This is a genomic window from Methylorubrum rhodesianum (genome assembly GCF_014199985.1).
GTDB classification, from domain to species: domain Bacteria; phylum Pseudomonadota; class Alphaproteobacteria; order Rhizobiales; family Beijerinckiaceae; genus Methylobacterium; species Methylobacterium rhodesianum.
The window spans coordinates 82,021-96,713 of sequence record NZ_JACHOS010000003.1; the positions used below are offsets into that span (position 1 = coordinate 82,021).

A 14,693-nucleotide genomic window follows, 5' to 3' on the forward strand; every position below is an offset into this window, starting at 1 on the left:
CCCCCGTTTTTCGCTCTATTCTTTTTCGAGGAGCCCTTTCAGGGGCGCCCTGATCCGGCAGGTCACGCCCTCGCGGGCGTAGATCATCTGCGTCTGGCCGCCGACCGCGCCCGAGAATCCGCGCTCGATCAGGCGCGAGCCGAAGCCCTTGCGCGTGGGGGCGGTCACCGGCGGCCCGCCGCGCTCGGCCCAGGTCAGGGTCACGACCGGCTCGGTCTCCTGTCCCTCGTCCCGCTCCTCCTCCTGTCCCTCGTCCGGCGCGTCGTCGCGCCAGTGCAGCTGCGAGACGGTCCACGCGATGCCGACGCGGCCGCCCGGCACCGAGAAGGCGCCGTACTTGGCGGCGTTGGTGGCGAGTTCGTGGATCATCAGAGCCAGCGACAGGGCGGCCTTCGGCCCGACCTCCAGGGCCGGACCGGACAGGTGGATGCGGCCCGGCTCGCCGTCGTCGTGGATCGCCAGCGCACCGGCGATCACCGCCTCCAGCGCCGCCCCCTCGCCCTCGCCCGAGAGCAGGATGTCGTGCGCCTTGCCGAGCGCCACCAGCCGGGCCACCAGCGCCTCCTTCACCGCGGCGATGTCGGTGGTGTTGCGCAGGGTCTGCGAGGCGATGGCCTGGGCCATGGTCAGGGTATTCTTCAGGCGATGGCTCAGCTCGCGGTTGAGGAAGCGCTGCTGCTCCTCGGCCTGGATGCGGGCGAGCGACACGGAGACCCGCCCGGCCACCTCGCGGACGAAATCGATCTCGCCCGCGTCCCAGGCCCGCGGTTCGGCGGCGTGGGCGTAGACGAGGCCGACGAGGTCGCCCCGCCGCATCAGCGGTACGCCGACCAGGGCGCGGGCGCCGACGGCCGCGTAGCCACCCGCGTCCGGCGCGAGGCCCGGATCGGCGGCCAGGTCGGCCACCGCCAGGATCGTGCCGCCGCGCAGCCGCGCGAGCGTGGCCGGATACGGCGCGGGATCCGCCCGCCCGCCGGGCATCTCGCGCCCGATCGCGAGACCGCCGGCGGCATCGACGGCCGTGTATCCCGCCTGCGACAGGCCGAGGATGCGCCCGAGGATCCGGGCCGCGATCCCGCGGATCTCCGCGGGTCCGGCGGCGTCGCGCAAGCCGTCGCCGAGCTCGATCAGCGCCGTCTGACGCGCCTCGGCCGCCTTCTCGGCGGTGATGTCCTCGATCATCGCCGTGGCCCGGATCGCCTCGCCGCGCAGCTGCGAGACGAGGTTGACCCGGCCCCAGATCAGCCGCCCGTCCTTGCGACGGTAGCGCTTCTCCAGCGTCTCGCGCACGATCTCGCCCGCGGCGAGCCGGCGGTGCAGATCGTCGCGCTCCGCCGCATCCGCCTCCGGCGTCCATTTGGCGATGGAATGCCCGACGATGTCGGATTCCTCCGCCCCCCAGATCGCGCAGAGCTTCGGGTTGGCCTCCAGCGCGACCATGGTGCGCGGATCGATCTGCACGATGCCGATATTGGCGCTCTCGACCACCGCCCGCAGCTGGGCGGCGGCACGGTTGCGCTCGGTCAGGTCCAGCATGGCGCCGATCATCCGCAGCGGCGTGCCGCCGGGCCCGCGCGCCATCGAGCCGCGGTCGAGCACGTCGGCGTAGGCGCCGTCGGCACGGCGGAACCGGTATTCGTGGCGCCAGTCCTGGCCGTCGCCGTCGATGACGCGGCGGATATCCGCCTCGACCCGGGCGCGGTCCTCGGGATGGACATGGTCGAGCCACCATCGGCCGGTCGGCTCGACCGTCTCCGGCGCCCAGCCATAGGCGGCCTGCAGCGCCTCGTTCCACAGCACGTGGTCGGCGACGAGGTCCCAGTCCCAGATCGCGTCGTTGGTGGCGCGGGTGACGAGGCGGTAGCGCTCCTCGGTCGCGGCGATGGCGGCCTGCGCCGCGCGCTCGGCGGTCACGTCGCGCACCGTGCCGACGAGGCGCCGCGCCCGTCTCACGCCGCCATGCTGCTCGACCACGAGCGTGCCGCGGGCCGCGACCCAGGTGATCGCCGTGCCGGCACGCGTGATCGTGCGGTAGGTCGCGTCGAACAGGCCGGGCCCGTCGGGGTCGAGGGCCGCCCGCACGGCGGCGTCGGTGCGCGCCCGGTCCTCGGGGTGGAGGCGGGCCAGAAAGGTGCCGGCGTAGCTCACGGCCTCGTCCGGCCCGACCCCGAACAGCGCGCGGGTGCGCCCGTCCCAGGCGAGGGTGCCCGCCACGAGGTCGTAGTCGAAGATGCCGACGCCGGCCGCCTCGACCGCGAGCCGCAGGCGCAGCTCGCTATCGGCCAGGATCGCGGCCTCGGTCTTCCGGTCCGCGATGCCCCGGCGCAGTTCGAGCTGCGTCATCGCCGTTCGGGCCAGCGCCTTCAGGCCCGCCGCCTGTGCGGCGCTCAGGCCCTCCGGCCGGGGGACGGTGTCGAGCACGCACAGCGTGCCGATCGCCACATCCTCCGGGGTCACCAGGGGCGCCCCGGCATAGAAGCGCATCCGGGGCTCGTCCGCGACGAGCGGGTTGGTGCGGGTGCGCGGGTCGGCGGCGAGGTCGGCGATGGTCAGGACGTCGCGTCCGGCCAGCGTGTGGACGCAGAGCGAACGGTCGAGCCCGATCTCGGCCGGTGCGAAGCCGAGCCGCGCCTTGAACCATTGCCGGTCGCTCGTCAGCAGGCCGATCAGGGCGATCGGCGCGGCACAGAGCTGGGCGGCCAGCGCCACGGCATCGTCGAAGGCGTCCTCGGGCGGGGTATCGAGAATGCCGTAGCGGGCCAGAACGGCCAGCCGCTCGGCCTCACCGGAGGTTGCGAGATCGTCGGGCAGTCGGCTCATGGACGAACCCAGCAAGGACGAACCCGGCAAGGACGAGCCCGGCGAGCCGGGCGATCGCGGCGCCCTTCCCCTGGAGCCGCCTGCGGTGACCGGCGATCCGGACGGTGGCGATGGTGCATCGGTGTCGGTTCGGGCACAAGACGTCTGCCGGGATCGTCGTGCTTCCCGATGGAAAATCCTGATGGAAAATCCGGGGTGTCCGGTCGCCCTGAGAGCCGCCTAGACGGGCGGCTCGATCGCGACGAGCCGCCCGGCCGGACTGTAGACCGCCCCGAGCACGGTCTCGTAATGACGTTTCACGCAGGCATGACACTCGCAGGCGACCTCCTCGATCGCCGCCCGGTTGACGATGGTGATCCGCCCGCGCCCGACCTCGATCAATCCCTGCTGCTGCAGCATCCGCAGGATGCGGGTGAGATAGGTGCGCTGCACGCCGAGCATCGCGGCCAGCGATTCCTGGGTGATCGGCAGAACGTTGCTGTCGAGCCGGTCCTGAAGCGTCAGGAGCCAGCGCAGGCAGCGCTCCTCGATCGGGTGGAGGGCGTTGCAGGCGACCGATTGCAGCACCTGCGCGAGCAGGCAGTCGGAGTAGCGGGTGAAGAGGTTGCGCAGGGATTCCGAGCGCCGCTTGGCCTCCTGGAGCCGCACCGACTCCATCCGAAGGATCGGACCGGCGATCTGGATCAGGGCATGGGTCGAGGCCGGCAGGCCGCCGTTGCTGACCACGCCCCCGACCGCCCCCTCCCGGCCGATCGTGGCGGTCTCGGCGCTGCGCCCGTCGATCATCGAGATCAGGAGGGTGACGACGGTCTGATCGAGGGGGAAGCTGATGAAGTCGACCTCGCGGCCGGCGGCGAACAGGGTGTCGCCGCGCTGGAACTCCTGCCGTTCCAAGTCGGGCAGAAGCAGGCCGCGATCCTCGGGACTCAGGCATTTCAGGAGCAGGTTGCCTTCGAAGCAGCGCTCTGTGGCCGAAGGCATGTACAACTCGAAGTCCGTAAGGGTCGCCGGAGGCTCCTAGCGCAACGCTCGGCGCACAGTCTGTCTACAAGTAGACAGATTCACCGTCGAATCTCAAAAAATCCAGATCACGGCCAAGTCGTGCCCTGCCTCACTACGGAAGCATGCCGAAAGGCAACATAACATAAGATGCTCTGACTTAGGCAGCCCCCAGCCCAACACGGATCGCGCTCGGCCAATCGGCTCGCTCGACTTACGCCGATTGGTCGCTTGATCCGACCCGCCGACCGGGCTCGTCACCGATCCGGTCGGTCCGCTTCGGGATCGCGAATGCGGATTTCGCCCGCGGGCCGGGCGTTTACTTGCCGGTGCAGAGACCCTGGCTCGACAGGCGCCGGTGTTCGCGCGGATCGCAGTCCGTGGCGAGGAACGAGGCCCACTCGGTCGGGCTGCCGTAGAAGGCGTTGCGGTCGACGTCGCCGCGCACGCCGGGCACGCGGCCGGTCGAGGTGAACTGCCAGAGCATCCATTTGCGGTTGGCGAAGCGCTGCTCGGGCTCGGCCGCCGTGGAGCGGACCCAGTGCGGGTAATCGGGCAGTTCGTTCTCGAGGACGTCCTTGTGGAAGGTGATGTCCGTGTAGATGATCGGCCGCTTGCCCGTGTAGGACTCCATCTCGTCCAGCATGTACTGGATCATGGCGAGCGCCTGGGCCTTGGGCAGCTTCTTCGGGCACTTAGCCGAGTGTCCGTTCCACTCCACGTCGAGCACCGGGGGCAGGGCGGTCGGATCGTTCGGCACGTTGCGCTTGAACCACGCCATCTGGTCCTCGGCCGAGCGGCACCAGAACACGAAGTGGTAGGCCCCCCGCGGCACGCCGGCCCGGCCCGCCCCGTCCCAGTTCTCGCGGAAGCGCTCGTCGACGTGGTCGCCGCCCTCCGTCGCCTTGATGAAGGCGAACTGCGTGCCGGCCGACTTGACCGAGGCCCAATTGATCGGCCCCTGCCATTTCGAGATGTCGATGCCCTGGATCGGGTGGCTCTTGGCCCGCGCCACCCCGGGATGGGGCTTCACGTCGCCCTTGGTGGGGTAGAAGTCGTTCTGCGCGGCGCAGGCGGCGAGCCCGGAGAGCATCAGGGCGGCGAACCCGCGCTTGAGCCAACGGCGCGGAGCCGGTGCGCGCCTCGAGGTAAATTCGGTGTCCAGCGACATCGACGGCCCGCCACTTCTCGCGTGCGACTTCAATGGGTATTCGATGCCCTTGATCGGGTTAACAGAACTTTGCTGGCATTGCGGCGGAATTCCGGAAGGCGTTGCGCCGCAGGCACATAGGCCCCGGCGGGTCTGTCCGATGGCCGGGCCGCCCCCATCTAAAACCTTGCCGATCCTGAATTTTCCCTGAGCCCGCGATGCGCAAGACTCTGTTCACCATCGGATACGAAGGCCTGTCGCCGGACCGCCTGCACGCCGCCTTGAAGGCGGCGGACGTGGCCGTGCTCGCCGACGTGCGCGCGGTGGCCAACTCGCGCAAGCGCGGCTTCTCGAAGGGCGCCCTGAAGGCGGGGCTCGCGGAGGCCGGGCTCGGCTACGAGCATTTCCGCAGCCTCGGCACGCCGAAATCCGGACGCGAGGCGGCCCGCGCCCACGATGCCGGCCTGATGCGCCGGATCTATTGCGAGGAGGTGCTCGACACCGCCGATGGCGGGCTCGCCCTCGACGCCCTGGCGGAGCTGGCAGCCGAGCGGCCGGTCTGCCTGCTCTGCTTCGAGCGCGACCCCGCCCGCTGCCACCGCCGCGTGCTCGCCGAGCGACTGGCGCCGCGCGGCTTCGAGGCGGTCGATCTCTACGGCGACTTCTTGTGATTCTTCTGAAGGGACCGGCCGCGTTCCGCGGCTGCCCCCGAACGTCCGGAAGCGTCAGCGCATGAGGCTGGGGGCGCCGAGGCGCGGCTGCACGCCCTCGCGCATCACGAGGCGGCGCAGCGGCGGAAGGGCTGCGAGGGTGAGGAGCCCCAGCCCCCTCAGGGCATCGACGGGCAGAAGATCGGTGAGCAGCGAGCGGTTGAGCAGGTCCACCGCCGCGCCGCGCAGGCGCGCATCGACGCCCCGCGACCGCCCGAACCCAGCGAGCGATCCCGGCGCGCCGGGATCGCGGTTCGCCTCGCGGGCGGAGAACACCGCGTCCCGCAGGGCCGCCGCGTCGCGCAGGCCGAGATTGAGCCCCTGCGCCCCGATCGGCGGAAAGACGTGGGCGGCCTCGCCGATCAGGGCGAGGCGGTCGGCGACCGGGCGGTCCACCGAGAGACCGCGCATCGGCACGAGCCCGCGCGGTCCGTCGATCCGCATGGCGCCCAGCATCGAGCGGGCCTGATGCTCGACCGCGCCGGCGAGATCGGCATCGTCGAGGCCCGAGAGACGCTTGGCCGCCCGCTCGGCCGTGACCCAGACGAGGCTGGAGCGGTGGCCGCCGGGGAGCGGCACGAGGGTGAAGGGCCCGTTGCGGGTGTGGAACTCGGTGGAGATGTCGTGGTGGTGCCGCTCGTGGGCGAGCAGGGTGGTGAGCGCCGCCTGCGGGTAGGACCATTCGCGCGTGCGCAACCCCGAGGCTGCCCGCAGCGGCGAGCGACCGCCGTCGGCGCCGACGACGAGTTGCGCGGCGAGCCGGCGCCCGTCCTCCAGGTCCAGCACGGCGGCGCCCTGCTCAAGGCGCATCCCGGCCGAATCCGCCTCGAACAGGGTCAGGCCCGGCGTGGTGCGGGCCTGACCGCGCAGGGTCTCGACGAGGCGGGCGCTCTCGACGTTCCAGCCGAAGGCGTCGAGGCCGATCTCGGAGGCCGAGAAGCGGGCGGGCGGCGGCCGGAACAGGCTGCCGGTGTCGTCGACGATCTGGAGTTCGGCCAGCGGATTGGCGTGCGGGGCGATCTCGGGCCAAGCGCCGAGCACCGTGAGGAAGCGCACCGAGCCGTCGAGCAGGGCCACGGTGCGCCCGTCCGCCACCGGCGCGTGCCGTCCGACGAGCGCGGTCTCGACCCCGTCGCGGGCCAGCGCCAGGGCGGCGGCGAGTCCCGCCGCCCCAGCCCCCACCACCGCCACGGCAAAGCGCGGCGGCGAGGCGGCGGTGGGGGTCTGCACCGGGACCGTCACGACGGGAGCCTCCTTGAAGTGCCCATTGAAGTCTCCTCGGGGCGAAGATCGAAGACCGGCCCTCTACAGAGGTGCGGCGGGCGCGGGGTCAAGTGCGGCCGAAGGGTCCGGGGCGGGTGCCGTGAGGAGCGATGGTCCTGCCGCCGGGTGCCGGCGCGCCGGGGAGCGTGTCCGCGAGCATGCGAGGGCACCGGCATCGCCGCTCGACCGTCGGGCCGGGCGGGGCTGCTCGCGTCGAGCGCCCGCCCGGAAGGTTCGGAGGGCGAGGGAGCATTCGATCGCGAATGGATCGGAGCGTAATGAAACCAAATCCCCCCCGCCGCATTGCCAACCTATGTTGAGAGAACTGCGCGCTCACGCCGCACTCTCCGGGAGCCTGAACGAATATTGACGTCCGAGGGGGGCGTTCCATGAAGCCATTCATCACCTCGCAGCCGGAAACCGGACGGACACGGCTCGAGTCCGCCTTCGATCCCGTTCTCTCGGGGGTCGCGCGGGGGCTCGCGCGGCTGTTTCCTCCCGTCCACAACGGCCAGCCGCCGCGCGACGGGAATGGGGGCGTCTCCCCGTCCCGGCGGAACGGGGTGGACGGGCAGGGTGGCCGCGGATGATGAAACCCGAATTGGTCGAGCAGCACATCACGGCGATGACCACGGCGAGCGGCAACCTGCTGCGCCAGATGGAGGACGAGGGGCTGCGCTACCGGGTGACCGTGCGCCCGGAAGATACCGGGACCCTGCACGTCCAGGTGCGCGAGCTGACGCCGGAACTCACCGAGCGCATCGAGCGCTGTCTGTCGGGCATGGGCATGCAGGTCGCGGTGCGGGAGGGCTGACGGGCGAGGGCCCCCGGCAAGGCACTGCTCCGAGCCTCTTCCAAGTCCCTTCCAACCCCCTGTCCCTGTGCCGGCCGGTGTGCTTCGGGCATAAGCGCCCGAGGTGACGGCGCCTGCCCCTTGCTTGTCGCCGCCGGACCGATATCTCGCCCGAAGTTCGAGACTCGAAGCGCCTCGCAAGACGCCCGGCCGATGACCCGATCGCCTTCCTCGGCGACGGCGCGGCGGCAATGTCGAGAGGCATTCAGAACGCGGGAGAACGCGATGAAGGCGATCCGGGTGCATGCCTATGGCGGGCCGGAGGCGATGGTCTACGAGGACGTGCCCTCGCCCGAGCCGGGGCCGGGCCAGATCCGCGTCCGCCAGACCGCCGTCGGCGTCAACTTCATCGACATCTACTTCCGCTCCGGCGCCTACAAGGCGCCCTCGCTCCCCTTCACCCTCGGAAAGGAGGGCGCGGGCGTGGTCGACGCGCTCGGCGAGGGCGTGACCGATTTCCGCCTCGGCGAGCGCGTCGCCTATGCCGGCGCCACCGGCACCTATGCCGAGGAGGTCGTCGTCGACACCAAGGGCGTCGTCCACGTGCCCGATGCGATCTCCGACGAGACCGCCGCCGCGATGATGCTGAAGGGACTCACGGCGCAGTACCTGCTGCGCCGGACCTACCGGGTGCAGCGGGGCGACACGATCCTGTTCCACGCCGCCGCCGGCGGCGTCGGCCTCATCGCCACGCAATGGGCCAAGCATCTCGGCGCCACCGTGATCGGCACCGTCGGATCGGCCGAGAAGGCGGAGCTCGCCCGCGAACACGGCTGCGACCACGTCATCCTCTATCGCGACGAGGATTTTGCTGCCCGGGTGAAGGAGATCACCGGGGGCAGGGGCGTGCCGGTGGTCTATGACGGCGTCGGCAAGGCGACCTTCCCCGCCTCCCTCGACTGCCTGCAGCCCTTCGGCATCTTCGCGAGCTTCGGCTCGTCGTCCGGGCCGATCGAGGCGTTCGACATCGGCATCCTCGCCGCCAAGGGCTCGCTCTACGCCACCCGCCCGACGCTGTTCACCCACATCGCCACCCGCGAGAGCCTCGACGCCAACGCCGCCGAGCTGTTCGAGGTGGTCGCGAGCGGGGCGGTGAAGATCCCGATCCATGCCCGGGCCAAGCTCGCCGACGCGGCGCAGGTCCACCGCGACCTCGCCGGGCGACAGACGACGGGCGCGACGGTGATGACGCCGTGATCCGCCGATCCTAGGACACAGGGGTTCCGGGCGCCGCCCGGACCCGCCGAGGAACGCATCCCTCGGAACCCTCGGACTTTGCCATGCGTCTCCCAAGCACCGACGTTCTGCTGGTGATCGACGTGCAGAACGATTTCCTGCCCGGCGGGGCGCTCGCCGTGCCCGACGGCGATGCGGTGATCGCTCCGATCAACCGGCTGGCGGCGCACATGCCCCACGTCATCCTGACCCAGGACTGGCACCCGCCCGGCCACGCCTCCTTCCACGCGACCCATCCGGGCAAGGCGCCCTTCGACACCGCGGATCTGCATTACGGCGAGCAGGTGCTCTGGCCGGAGCATTGCGTGCAGGGCACGCGCGGCGCCGAGCTGGCCGCGGATCTGAGGGCGGAGCGGGCCGAGCTGGTGATCCGCAAAGGCTGCCACCCCGGCATCGACAGCTACTCGGCCTTCCTGGAGGCCGACCGCCGGACCCGGACCGGGCTCGGCGGCTATCTCGCCGAGCGCGGCCTGACCCGCCTGTTCCTCGCCGGCCTCGCCACCGATTTCTGCGTCCTCTGGAGCGCCCTCGACGCGCGCCGAGCCGGGTTCGAGGTTCTCGTGGTCGAGGATGCCGTGCGGGGCATCGATCTCGACGGCTCGCTGGCGCGGGCCTGGGAGGCGATGGCGCGGGCCGGGGTCGGTCGCATCGCCAGCAGCGACCTCGCCTCGCTCGCCTGACGTCCAGGCATCACCGGATCCCGGATCACGGGTCGAGCGCCTCCGCCTCGATCCCGCACGCCTCCGCCACCGCCGCCCGAACCGCCCCGCACAGACGTTGAAGGGCCGGATGCCCGGCGCTGTCATAGGCCCGCGCACCGAGCGCCGACACCGGCGCGAGCAGGCGCAGGGAGTTGGTGACGAACATAGCCTCCGCGGACTCCAGATCGGCGGGCAGGAGCGGGCGCTCCTCGACCGCGAGGCCGAGGTCCGGCGCGATCTTCGAGAGAATCTCGGCCCGGACGATGCCCGGCAACACGCCGTCCTCCAGCGGCGGTGTGACGAGCGTCCCCTCGGAAACCGCAAAAAGATTGCCGGTCCCGGCGCAGGCCACGCGGCCCTTCGTGTTGAGGAACAGGGCCTCGTCGAAGCCTTGCGCCTGCGCGTCCCGGGCGGCGAGCACCGCGTCGAGATAGCCGAGCGTCTTGAGGCGCGCGGTCGGCGAGGTGTCGTTGCGGGCGATCGACGTGAACGTCAGGCGCAGGGGCGCGAAGAACAGGGACGCGCGGGCCGGCGCCGCGCTGCCGAACAGGAGCGGCGCCGGCTCGGGCGGCGGGGCGAGGCCGCGCGGGCCGGGGCCGCGGGTCAGCGTGGTGCGGATCGCCGCGAGCGGCACGGTGCCGGCGAGCGCCCGCATCGCCTCGATGATCGGCGCGCGGTCGACAACGAAGCCGAGCGCCGCCGCCGCGGCGGTGAGGCGGTCGACATGGGCGGCCTCGAACGCGACCCGGCCCTGGACGCCGAGGGCCGTGTCGAACACCCCGTCGCCGAGCAGCAGGCCGCGGTCGGCCATGGCGAAGGGGAGGGTGCCGCCCTCGACCAGGCGCCCGTCAGACCACAGCATCGGCGAGCCTGTTCGTCCGCTCGGACGCACCCGCCGCCCGCCACGCGCGGGCGCCCTTGAGAAAGTTAGCAAACAGCGCGTGGCCGTTCTCGGTCAGCACCGATTCCGGGTGGAACTGGATGCCCCAGGTCGGGTGCGTCCGGTGCGACAGCGCCATCACCTCGCCCTCCCCCGAGGCGGCGTCGACGGTGAGGTGGCGCTCCATCTCCGGCGTCGGCGTCACGATCAGCGAGTGGTAGCGGCCGACCTGCATCGGCTGCGGCAAGCCTTCGAACAGCCGCTCGCCGCCGTGCCGGATCGGCGTGGCGTGGCCGTGGAGCGGGCGGCCCGCCCGCTCGACCCGTCCGCCGAAGGCCGCGCCGATCGCCTGATGGCCGAGGCAGACGCCGAGGATCGGCACCTCGCCGGACAGGTCGCGGATCGCGGGCAGGCTGACGCCGGCCTCCTGCGGCGTGCAGGGGCCCGGCGAGATCACCACCGCCTCGGGGTTGCGGGCGCGGATGCCGGCGACATCCAGCGCGTCGTTGCGCACGACCTCGACCTGCTCGCCGAGCTCCTCGAAGTAGCGCACCACGTTGAAGACGAAGGAATCGTAATTGTCGACGACGAGGATCATGCGCCCGTCTCCTCGAAGGCCGCCTCGAAGGCCGCGAAGACGCGGGCCGCCTTGGTCAGCGTCTCCTCGTATTCGGGGCCGGGCTCGGACAGCAGCGTCACGCCCCCGCCGGCCTGGAGCACGGCTTGGGCGCCGTCCATGAACACGGTGCGGATCGCGATCGAGGTGTCGAGCGATCCGTCGAAGCCGAGCGCGCCGATCGCCCCGCAATAGAGTTCCCGCGCATCGCCCTCGATCTCGGTGATGATGTCCATGGCCCTGAGTTTCGGCGCGCCGGTGATCGAGCCGCCGGGAAAGGTCTTCTCGATCAGGTCGAGGGCATCCGCCTCCGCTCGGAGGGTGCCGGTGACCACCGATACGAGATGGTGGATGCCGGCATAGGATTCCACCCCGCACAGGGTCGGCACCTGCACGCTGCCGGGCTCGCACACCCGCGACAGGTCGTTGCGCAGGAGGTCGACGATCATGATGTTCTCGGCCCGCTCCTTCGGGTTGGCCTGGAGGGCGGCGGCGATCTCGGCGTCGCGGACGGGATCGGGATCGCGGCGCACGGTGCCCTTGATCGGCCGGGTCTCGACCGACCGCCCCGCGAGCTTGAGGAAGCGCTCGGGCGAGGAGGAGGCGACGGTGAGCCCTTCGAATTCGAGATAGGCGCCGAAGGTCGCCGGGTTGGTCTCGCGCAGGCGGCGATAGAAGGCGAACGGGTCGAAGCCGGGCGGCAGGTCGGCGGAAAAGCGCTGGGCGATATTGGCCTGGTAGATGTCGCCCGCACGGATATAGTCGCGCACCTTTTCGACAGCGTTTTCATATGTTTGTCGTGAGAAGTTCGAGCGCCATGCGAGCTCGGCGCCGGTCCAGGCCGGCGGCTCTTCGCTCCCGGTGGCGAGCAGGGCCGCGAAGCGGTCGAGCCGCTCCCCGGCCCGCCGCTCCCGCGCCGCAGGGCTGGTCTCCGGAAAGCCGGTGGCGATCAGCAGGCAGGTGCGTCGTCCGTGATCGACGGCGAGCAGCGTGTCGTAGAGATTGAAGGCGATGTCGTCGGTGAGCCCCGCCCGGCGCGCCGGCGGATCGACCCGCTCCAGGCTCGCGCCGAGATCGTAGGCGAAGTAGCCGATCGCCGCCCCCGGAAAGGCCGGAAGGTCGGCCCGCGGCGCGAGGTGGTAGGGCGCGAGGCAGGCCCGCAGCGCCTCCAGCGGACGGCCGGCCACCGCGCGCCCGTCGAGGGTGGCGCGGCCGTCGCGGTAGCGGAAGCGCGCGAACGGGTCGGCGGCCAGCACCGAGACGCGGCCCAGCGTGTCGTGCTGCATGGCGCTGTCGAGGAAGGCGAGCCCGGGCAGCCGGGTGAGCCGCGCGGCGGCCGCGACCGGGTCGATGAAGGGAATCTCGCGGGTCCAGACCATGGGTTCGGTTGCCGTGCCTCGTGCGGCGCTCATTCGGACGTACCCAAGGGCGCGCGGCGCGTGTCAGTCAATCGCCACCACCTTCCAGCCTCGCGGGAGAGGTATGCACGGCACCGGCCATGCCGTTCATCCGATAGTTCAGGATAGGATCTTAAATCGCTGGAATAGAATAAACATTTTGTCTCCATACTCTCCTACGTATCCGCTCTGGAATCGATGTCGAGCGACAGACCGACGCCGAGCGCCCCGAGCCGGCCCCCGAGCCGGCCCAGGAGTTCGGGCTCGAACAGGGCGCCGGAATTGCCGCCCGTCATGGACCAGCCCACGAACAACGCGACCGCGCCGCCCTCCGCCACGCCCGGAGCCGGTCGCCGCAGAGCGCGACCCGCTCGGCGGCGGCCGAGACAGCATCGGCGGGTGGGCCGGCGCCCTCGCTCAGCGGGAAGGTGGCGTAGTCTCCGCGTCGCGTCCGGGAAGCGGCAGTCCCTCGCGGCTGGTGCGCGGGGCGCCGCACAGCTCCGCCGCCGGCCGTTTCGGATTCCGGATGCGCAGGCTGATGCGGTCGCGCTCCATCCGATTCCGATCGCTGCTGTTTCCGGCCACGCTCGCAACCGCGCCACGATGCGGTTATATCGGCGCATCCACCGCCATCGATGCAGGACGCACGGCCCTCTTTCAGGGAGGCCGCCCCAACGAGCCGTCATGACCGCAACCGCCTCCCCCTCGGATACCAAGGGCGCCGCCGCGCCGCGGATCTCCTTCGTGTCGCTGGGCTGTCCCAAGGCGCTCGTCGATTCCGAGCGCATCCTCACCCACCTGCGCGCCGAGGGCTACGAGCTGTCGCGCCGCCACGACGGGGCGGACGTGGTCATCGTCAACACCTGCGGCTTCCTGGATTCGGCCAAGGCGGAATCGCTCCAGGCGATCGGCGACGCCATGGCCGAGAACGGCCGGGTGATCGTCACCGGCTGCATGGGCGCGCAGCCCGACGAGATCCGCGAGAAATACCCGAACCTGCTCGCCGTCACCGGCCCGCAGGCCTACGAGTCGGTGGTCGCCGCCGTGCACGAGGCGGTGCCGCCCGCCCACGACCCGTTCCTCGACCTGATCCCGCCGCAGGGGGTCAAGCTCACCCCGCGCCACTACGCCTATCTGAAGATTTCCGAGGGCTGCAACAACCGCTGCACCTTCTGCATCATCCCCTCGCTCCGCGGCGACCTCGTCAGCCGCCCGGCCGGCGACGTGCTGCGCGAGGCCGAGAAGCTGGTGAAGGCCGGGGTGAAGGAGCTGCTGGTCGTCTCGCAGGACACCTCCGCCTACGGCATCGACACCCGCTACGCCACGAGCCCGTGGCGCGACCGGGAGGTGCGGGCCCGCTTCTACGATCTGGCTTCCGAACTCGGCGAGCTCGGGGCCTGGGTGCGGCTGCACTACGTCTACCCCTACCCGCATGTCGACGAGGTCATCCCGCTGATGGCCGAGGGCAAGATCCTTCCCTATCTCGACATGCCGCTCCAGCACGCGAGCCCCTCGGTGCTCAAGCGCATGCGCCGGCCCGGCAACCAAGAGAAGCAGCTCGACCGCATCCGGCGCTGGCGCGAGATCTGCCCGGATCTCGCCATCCGCTCGACCTTCATCGTCGGCTTCCCCGGCGAGACGGATGCCGAGTTCGAGGAACTGCTCGACTGGATCCGCGAGGCCAAGCTGGAGCGCGTCGGCTGCTTCGAGTACGAGCCGGTCAAGGGCGCGCCCGCCAACGATCTCGGCCTGCTGGTGCCGCCGGAGGTGAAGGCCGAGCGCAAGCGCCGCTTCATGGAGGCGCAAGGCCTCGTCTCGCTCAGGCTGCAGCGGGCGAAGGTCGGCAAGCGCCTCCAAGTCATCATCGATGAGGCGGGCCCGAGCGTCGCGCGCGGCCGCTCCAAGGCCGACGCCCCGGAGATCGACGGCAGCGTCCACGTCGCCTCGCGCCGCCCGGTGCGGCCCGGCGACATCGTCACGGTGAAGATCGAGCGGGCCGACGCCTACGACCTGCACGGCATCGCGGTCTGAGGGCAGGGCGAACCGCTGCCCGTACGGAAACGTTGCC

General features: G+C 71.2%; 14 protein-coding genes. 6 read left to right on the plus strand and 8 right to left on the minus strand.

The annotated features are described in order from the left end of the window. Nucleotides 1-15: 15 nt before the first annotated feature. The gene (locus tag HNR01_RS05010) at nucleotides 16-2,820 is read right to left on the minus strand and encodes a PAS domain S-box protein (RefSeq protein ID WP_183666988.1); all 2,805 of its coding nucleotides are present in this window, start codon (nucleotides 2,818-2,820) and stop codon (nucleotides 16-18) included. Here HNR01_RS05010 and HNR01_RS05015 point away from each other — a divergent pair. After that, nucleotides 2,819-3,043: a hypothetical protein gene (locus tag HNR01_RS05015; RefSeq protein ID WP_183666990.1), complete on the plus strand. Its 225-nt coding sequence runs from the start codon at nucleotides 2,819-2,821 to the stop codon at nucleotides 3,041-3,043. The two genes, HNR01_RS05010 and HNR01_RS05015, sit on opposite strands and share 2 nt — an antisense overlap. Here the strand turns inward: HNR01_RS05015 and HNR01_RS05020 are convergent. Continuing rightward, the gene (locus tag HNR01_RS05020; RefSeq protein WP_183666992.1) at nucleotides 3,040-3,801 is read right to left on the minus strand and encodes a Crp/Fnr family transcriptional regulator; all 762 of its coding nucleotides are present in this window, start codon (nucleotides 3,799-3,801) and stop codon (nucleotides 3,040-3,042) included. The genes HNR01_RS05015 and HNR01_RS05020 overlap by 4 nt on opposite strands. Before the next feature lie 337 nt (nucleotides 3,802-4,138). Beyond that, on the minus strand, nucleotides 4,139-4,990 hold the full coding sequence (locus HNR01_RS05025) for a glycoside hydrolase family 25 protein (protein ID WP_017484267.1): 852 nt from the start codon (nucleotides 4,988-4,990) through the stop codon (nucleotides 4,139-4,141). Nucleotides 4,991-5,187: 197 nt separating this feature from the next. Between HNR01_RS05025 and HNR01_RS05030 the strand changes: the two genes are divergently transcribed. Beyond that, on the plus strand, nucleotides 5,188-5,640 hold the full coding sequence (locus HNR01_RS05030) for a DUF488 domain-containing protein (RefSeq protein ID WP_017484266.1): 453 nt from the start codon (nucleotides 5,188-5,190) through the stop codon (nucleotides 5,638-5,640). A 54-nt stretch (nucleotides 5,641-5,694) separates the two neighbouring features. On the opposite strand, the gene HNR01_RS05035 is transcribed toward HNR01_RS05030, so the two are convergent. Beyond that, entirely contained in the window at nucleotides 5,695-6,921 is a 1,227-nt protein-coding gene (locus HNR01_RS05035; RefSeq protein ID WP_183666994.1) for an FAD-dependent monooxygenase, read from the minus strand. 607 nt (nucleotides 6,922-7,528) lie between these two features. On the opposite strand from HNR01_RS05035, the gene HNR01_RS05040 reads away from it, so the two are divergent. From HNR01_RS05040 to pncA, 3 genes are all read left to right on the plus strand, one after another. Continuing rightward, nucleotides 7,529-7,756: a hypothetical protein gene (locus tag HNR01_RS05040; protein WP_017484264.1), complete on the plus strand. Its 228-nt coding sequence runs from the start codon at nucleotides 7,529-7,531 to the stop codon at nucleotides 7,754-7,756. Between the two features lie 264 nt (nucleotides 7,757-8,020). Beyond that, the gene (locus HNR01_RS05045) at nucleotides 8,021-8,992 is read left to right on the plus strand and encodes a quinone oxidoreductase family protein (protein ID WP_183666996.1); all 972 of its coding nucleotides are present in this window, start codon (nucleotides 8,021-8,023) and stop codon (nucleotides 8,990-8,992) included. 83 nt (nucleotides 8,993-9,075) lie between these two features. Next, a complete protein-coding gene (pncA, locus tag HNR01_RS05050; protein ID WP_183666998.1) occupies nucleotides 9,076-9,711 on the plus strand; it encodes a bifunctional nicotinamidase/pyrazinamidase in 636 nt (211 codons plus the stop codon). A gap of 25 nt (nucleotides 9,712-9,736) precedes the next feature. Here the strand turns inward: pncA and HNR01_RS05055 are convergent, their stop codons facing one another. The 4 genes from HNR01_RS05055 to HNR01_RS05070 form a co-directional block, all read right to left on the minus strand. Beyond that, a complete protein-coding gene (locus tag HNR01_RS05055; RefSeq protein ID WP_183667000.1) occupies nucleotides 9,737-10,594 on the minus strand; it encodes an aminotransferase class IV in 858 nt (285 codons plus the stop codon). Next, nucleotides 10,581-11,210, minus strand: coding sequence for an anthranilate synthase component II (locus HNR01_RS05060; RefSeq protein ID WP_017484260.1), 630 nt, complete (start codon nucleotides 11,208-11,210; stop codon nucleotides 10,581-10,583). The genes HNR01_RS05055 and HNR01_RS05060 overlap by 14 nt, the downstream gene beginning before the upstream one ends. Further along, nucleotides 11,207-12,640, minus strand: a complete 1,434-nt coding sequence (pabB, locus tag HNR01_RS05065; RefSeq protein ID WP_183667002.1) for an aminodeoxychorismate synthase component I — start codon at nucleotides 12,638-12,640, stop codon at nucleotides 11,207-11,209. The genes HNR01_RS05060 and pabB overlap by 4 nt, the downstream gene beginning before the upstream one ends. 161 nt (nucleotides 12,641-12,801) lie before the next feature. Further along, nucleotides 12,802-12,963, minus strand: a complete 162-nt coding sequence (locus HNR01_RS05070; RefSeq protein ID WP_183667004.1) for a hypothetical protein — start codon at nucleotides 12,961-12,963, stop codon at nucleotides 12,802-12,804. Between the two features lie 346 nt (nucleotides 12,964-13,309). Between HNR01_RS05070 and rimO the strand changes: the two genes are divergently transcribed. Beyond that, a complete protein-coding gene (gene rimO, locus HNR01_RS05075) occupies nucleotides 13,310-14,656 on the plus strand; it encodes a 30S ribosomal protein S12 methylthiotransferase RimO (protein ID WP_017484257.1) in 1,347 nt (448 codons plus the stop codon). The last annotated feature ends 37 nt before the right edge of the window (nucleotides 14,657-14,693 follow it).

Bases quoted from the DNA above. Each gene is read 5' to 3' on its own strand.
- HNR01_RS05015 (WP_183666990.1), top strand. From the start codon at position 2,819: ATGGACGAACCCAGCAAGGACGAACCCGGCAAGGACGAGCCCGGCGAG.
- HNR01_RS05010 (WP_183666988.1), bottom strand. From the start codon at position 2,820: ATGAGCCGACTGCCCGACGATCTCGCAACCTCCGGTGAGGCCGAGCGG.
- HNR01_RS05020 (WP_183666992.1), bottom strand. From the start codon at position 3,801: ATGCCTTCGGCCACAGAGCGCTGCTTCGAAGGCAACCTGCTCCTGAAA.
- HNR01_RS05025 (WP_017484267.1), bottom strand. From the start codon at position 4,990: ATGTCGCTGGACACCGAATTTACCTCGAGGCGCGCACCGGCTCCGCGC.
- HNR01_RS05030 (WP_017484266.1), top strand. From the start codon at position 5,188: ATGCGCAAGACTCTGTTCACCATCGGATACGAAGGCCTGTCGCCGGAC.
- HNR01_RS05040 (WP_017484264.1), top strand. From the start codon at position 7,529: ATGATGAAACCCGAATTGGTCGAGCAGCACATCACGGCGATGACCACG.
- HNR01_RS05045 (WP_183666996.1), top strand. From the start codon at position 8,021: ATGAAGGCGATCCGGGTGCATGCCTATGGCGGGCCGGAGGCGATGGTC.
- pncA (WP_183666998.1), top strand. From the start codon at position 9,076: ATGCGTCTCCCAAGCACCGACGTTCTGCTGGTGATCGACGTGCAGAAC.
- HNR01_RS05055 (WP_183667000.1), bottom strand. From the start codon at position 10,594: ATGCTGTGGTCTGACGGGCGCCTGGTCGAGGGCGGCACCCTCCCCTTC.
- HNR01_RS05060 (WP_017484260.1), bottom strand. From the start codon at position 11,210: ATGATCCTCGTCGTCGACAATTACGATTCCTTCGTCTTCAACGTGGTG.
- pabB (WP_183667002.1), bottom strand. From the start codon at position 12,640: ATGAGCGCCGCACGAGGCACGGCAACCGAACCCATGGTCTGGACCCGC.
- rimO (WP_017484257.1), top strand. From the start codon at position 13,310: ATGACCGCAACCGCCTCCCCCTCGGATACCAAGGGCGCCGCCGCGCCG.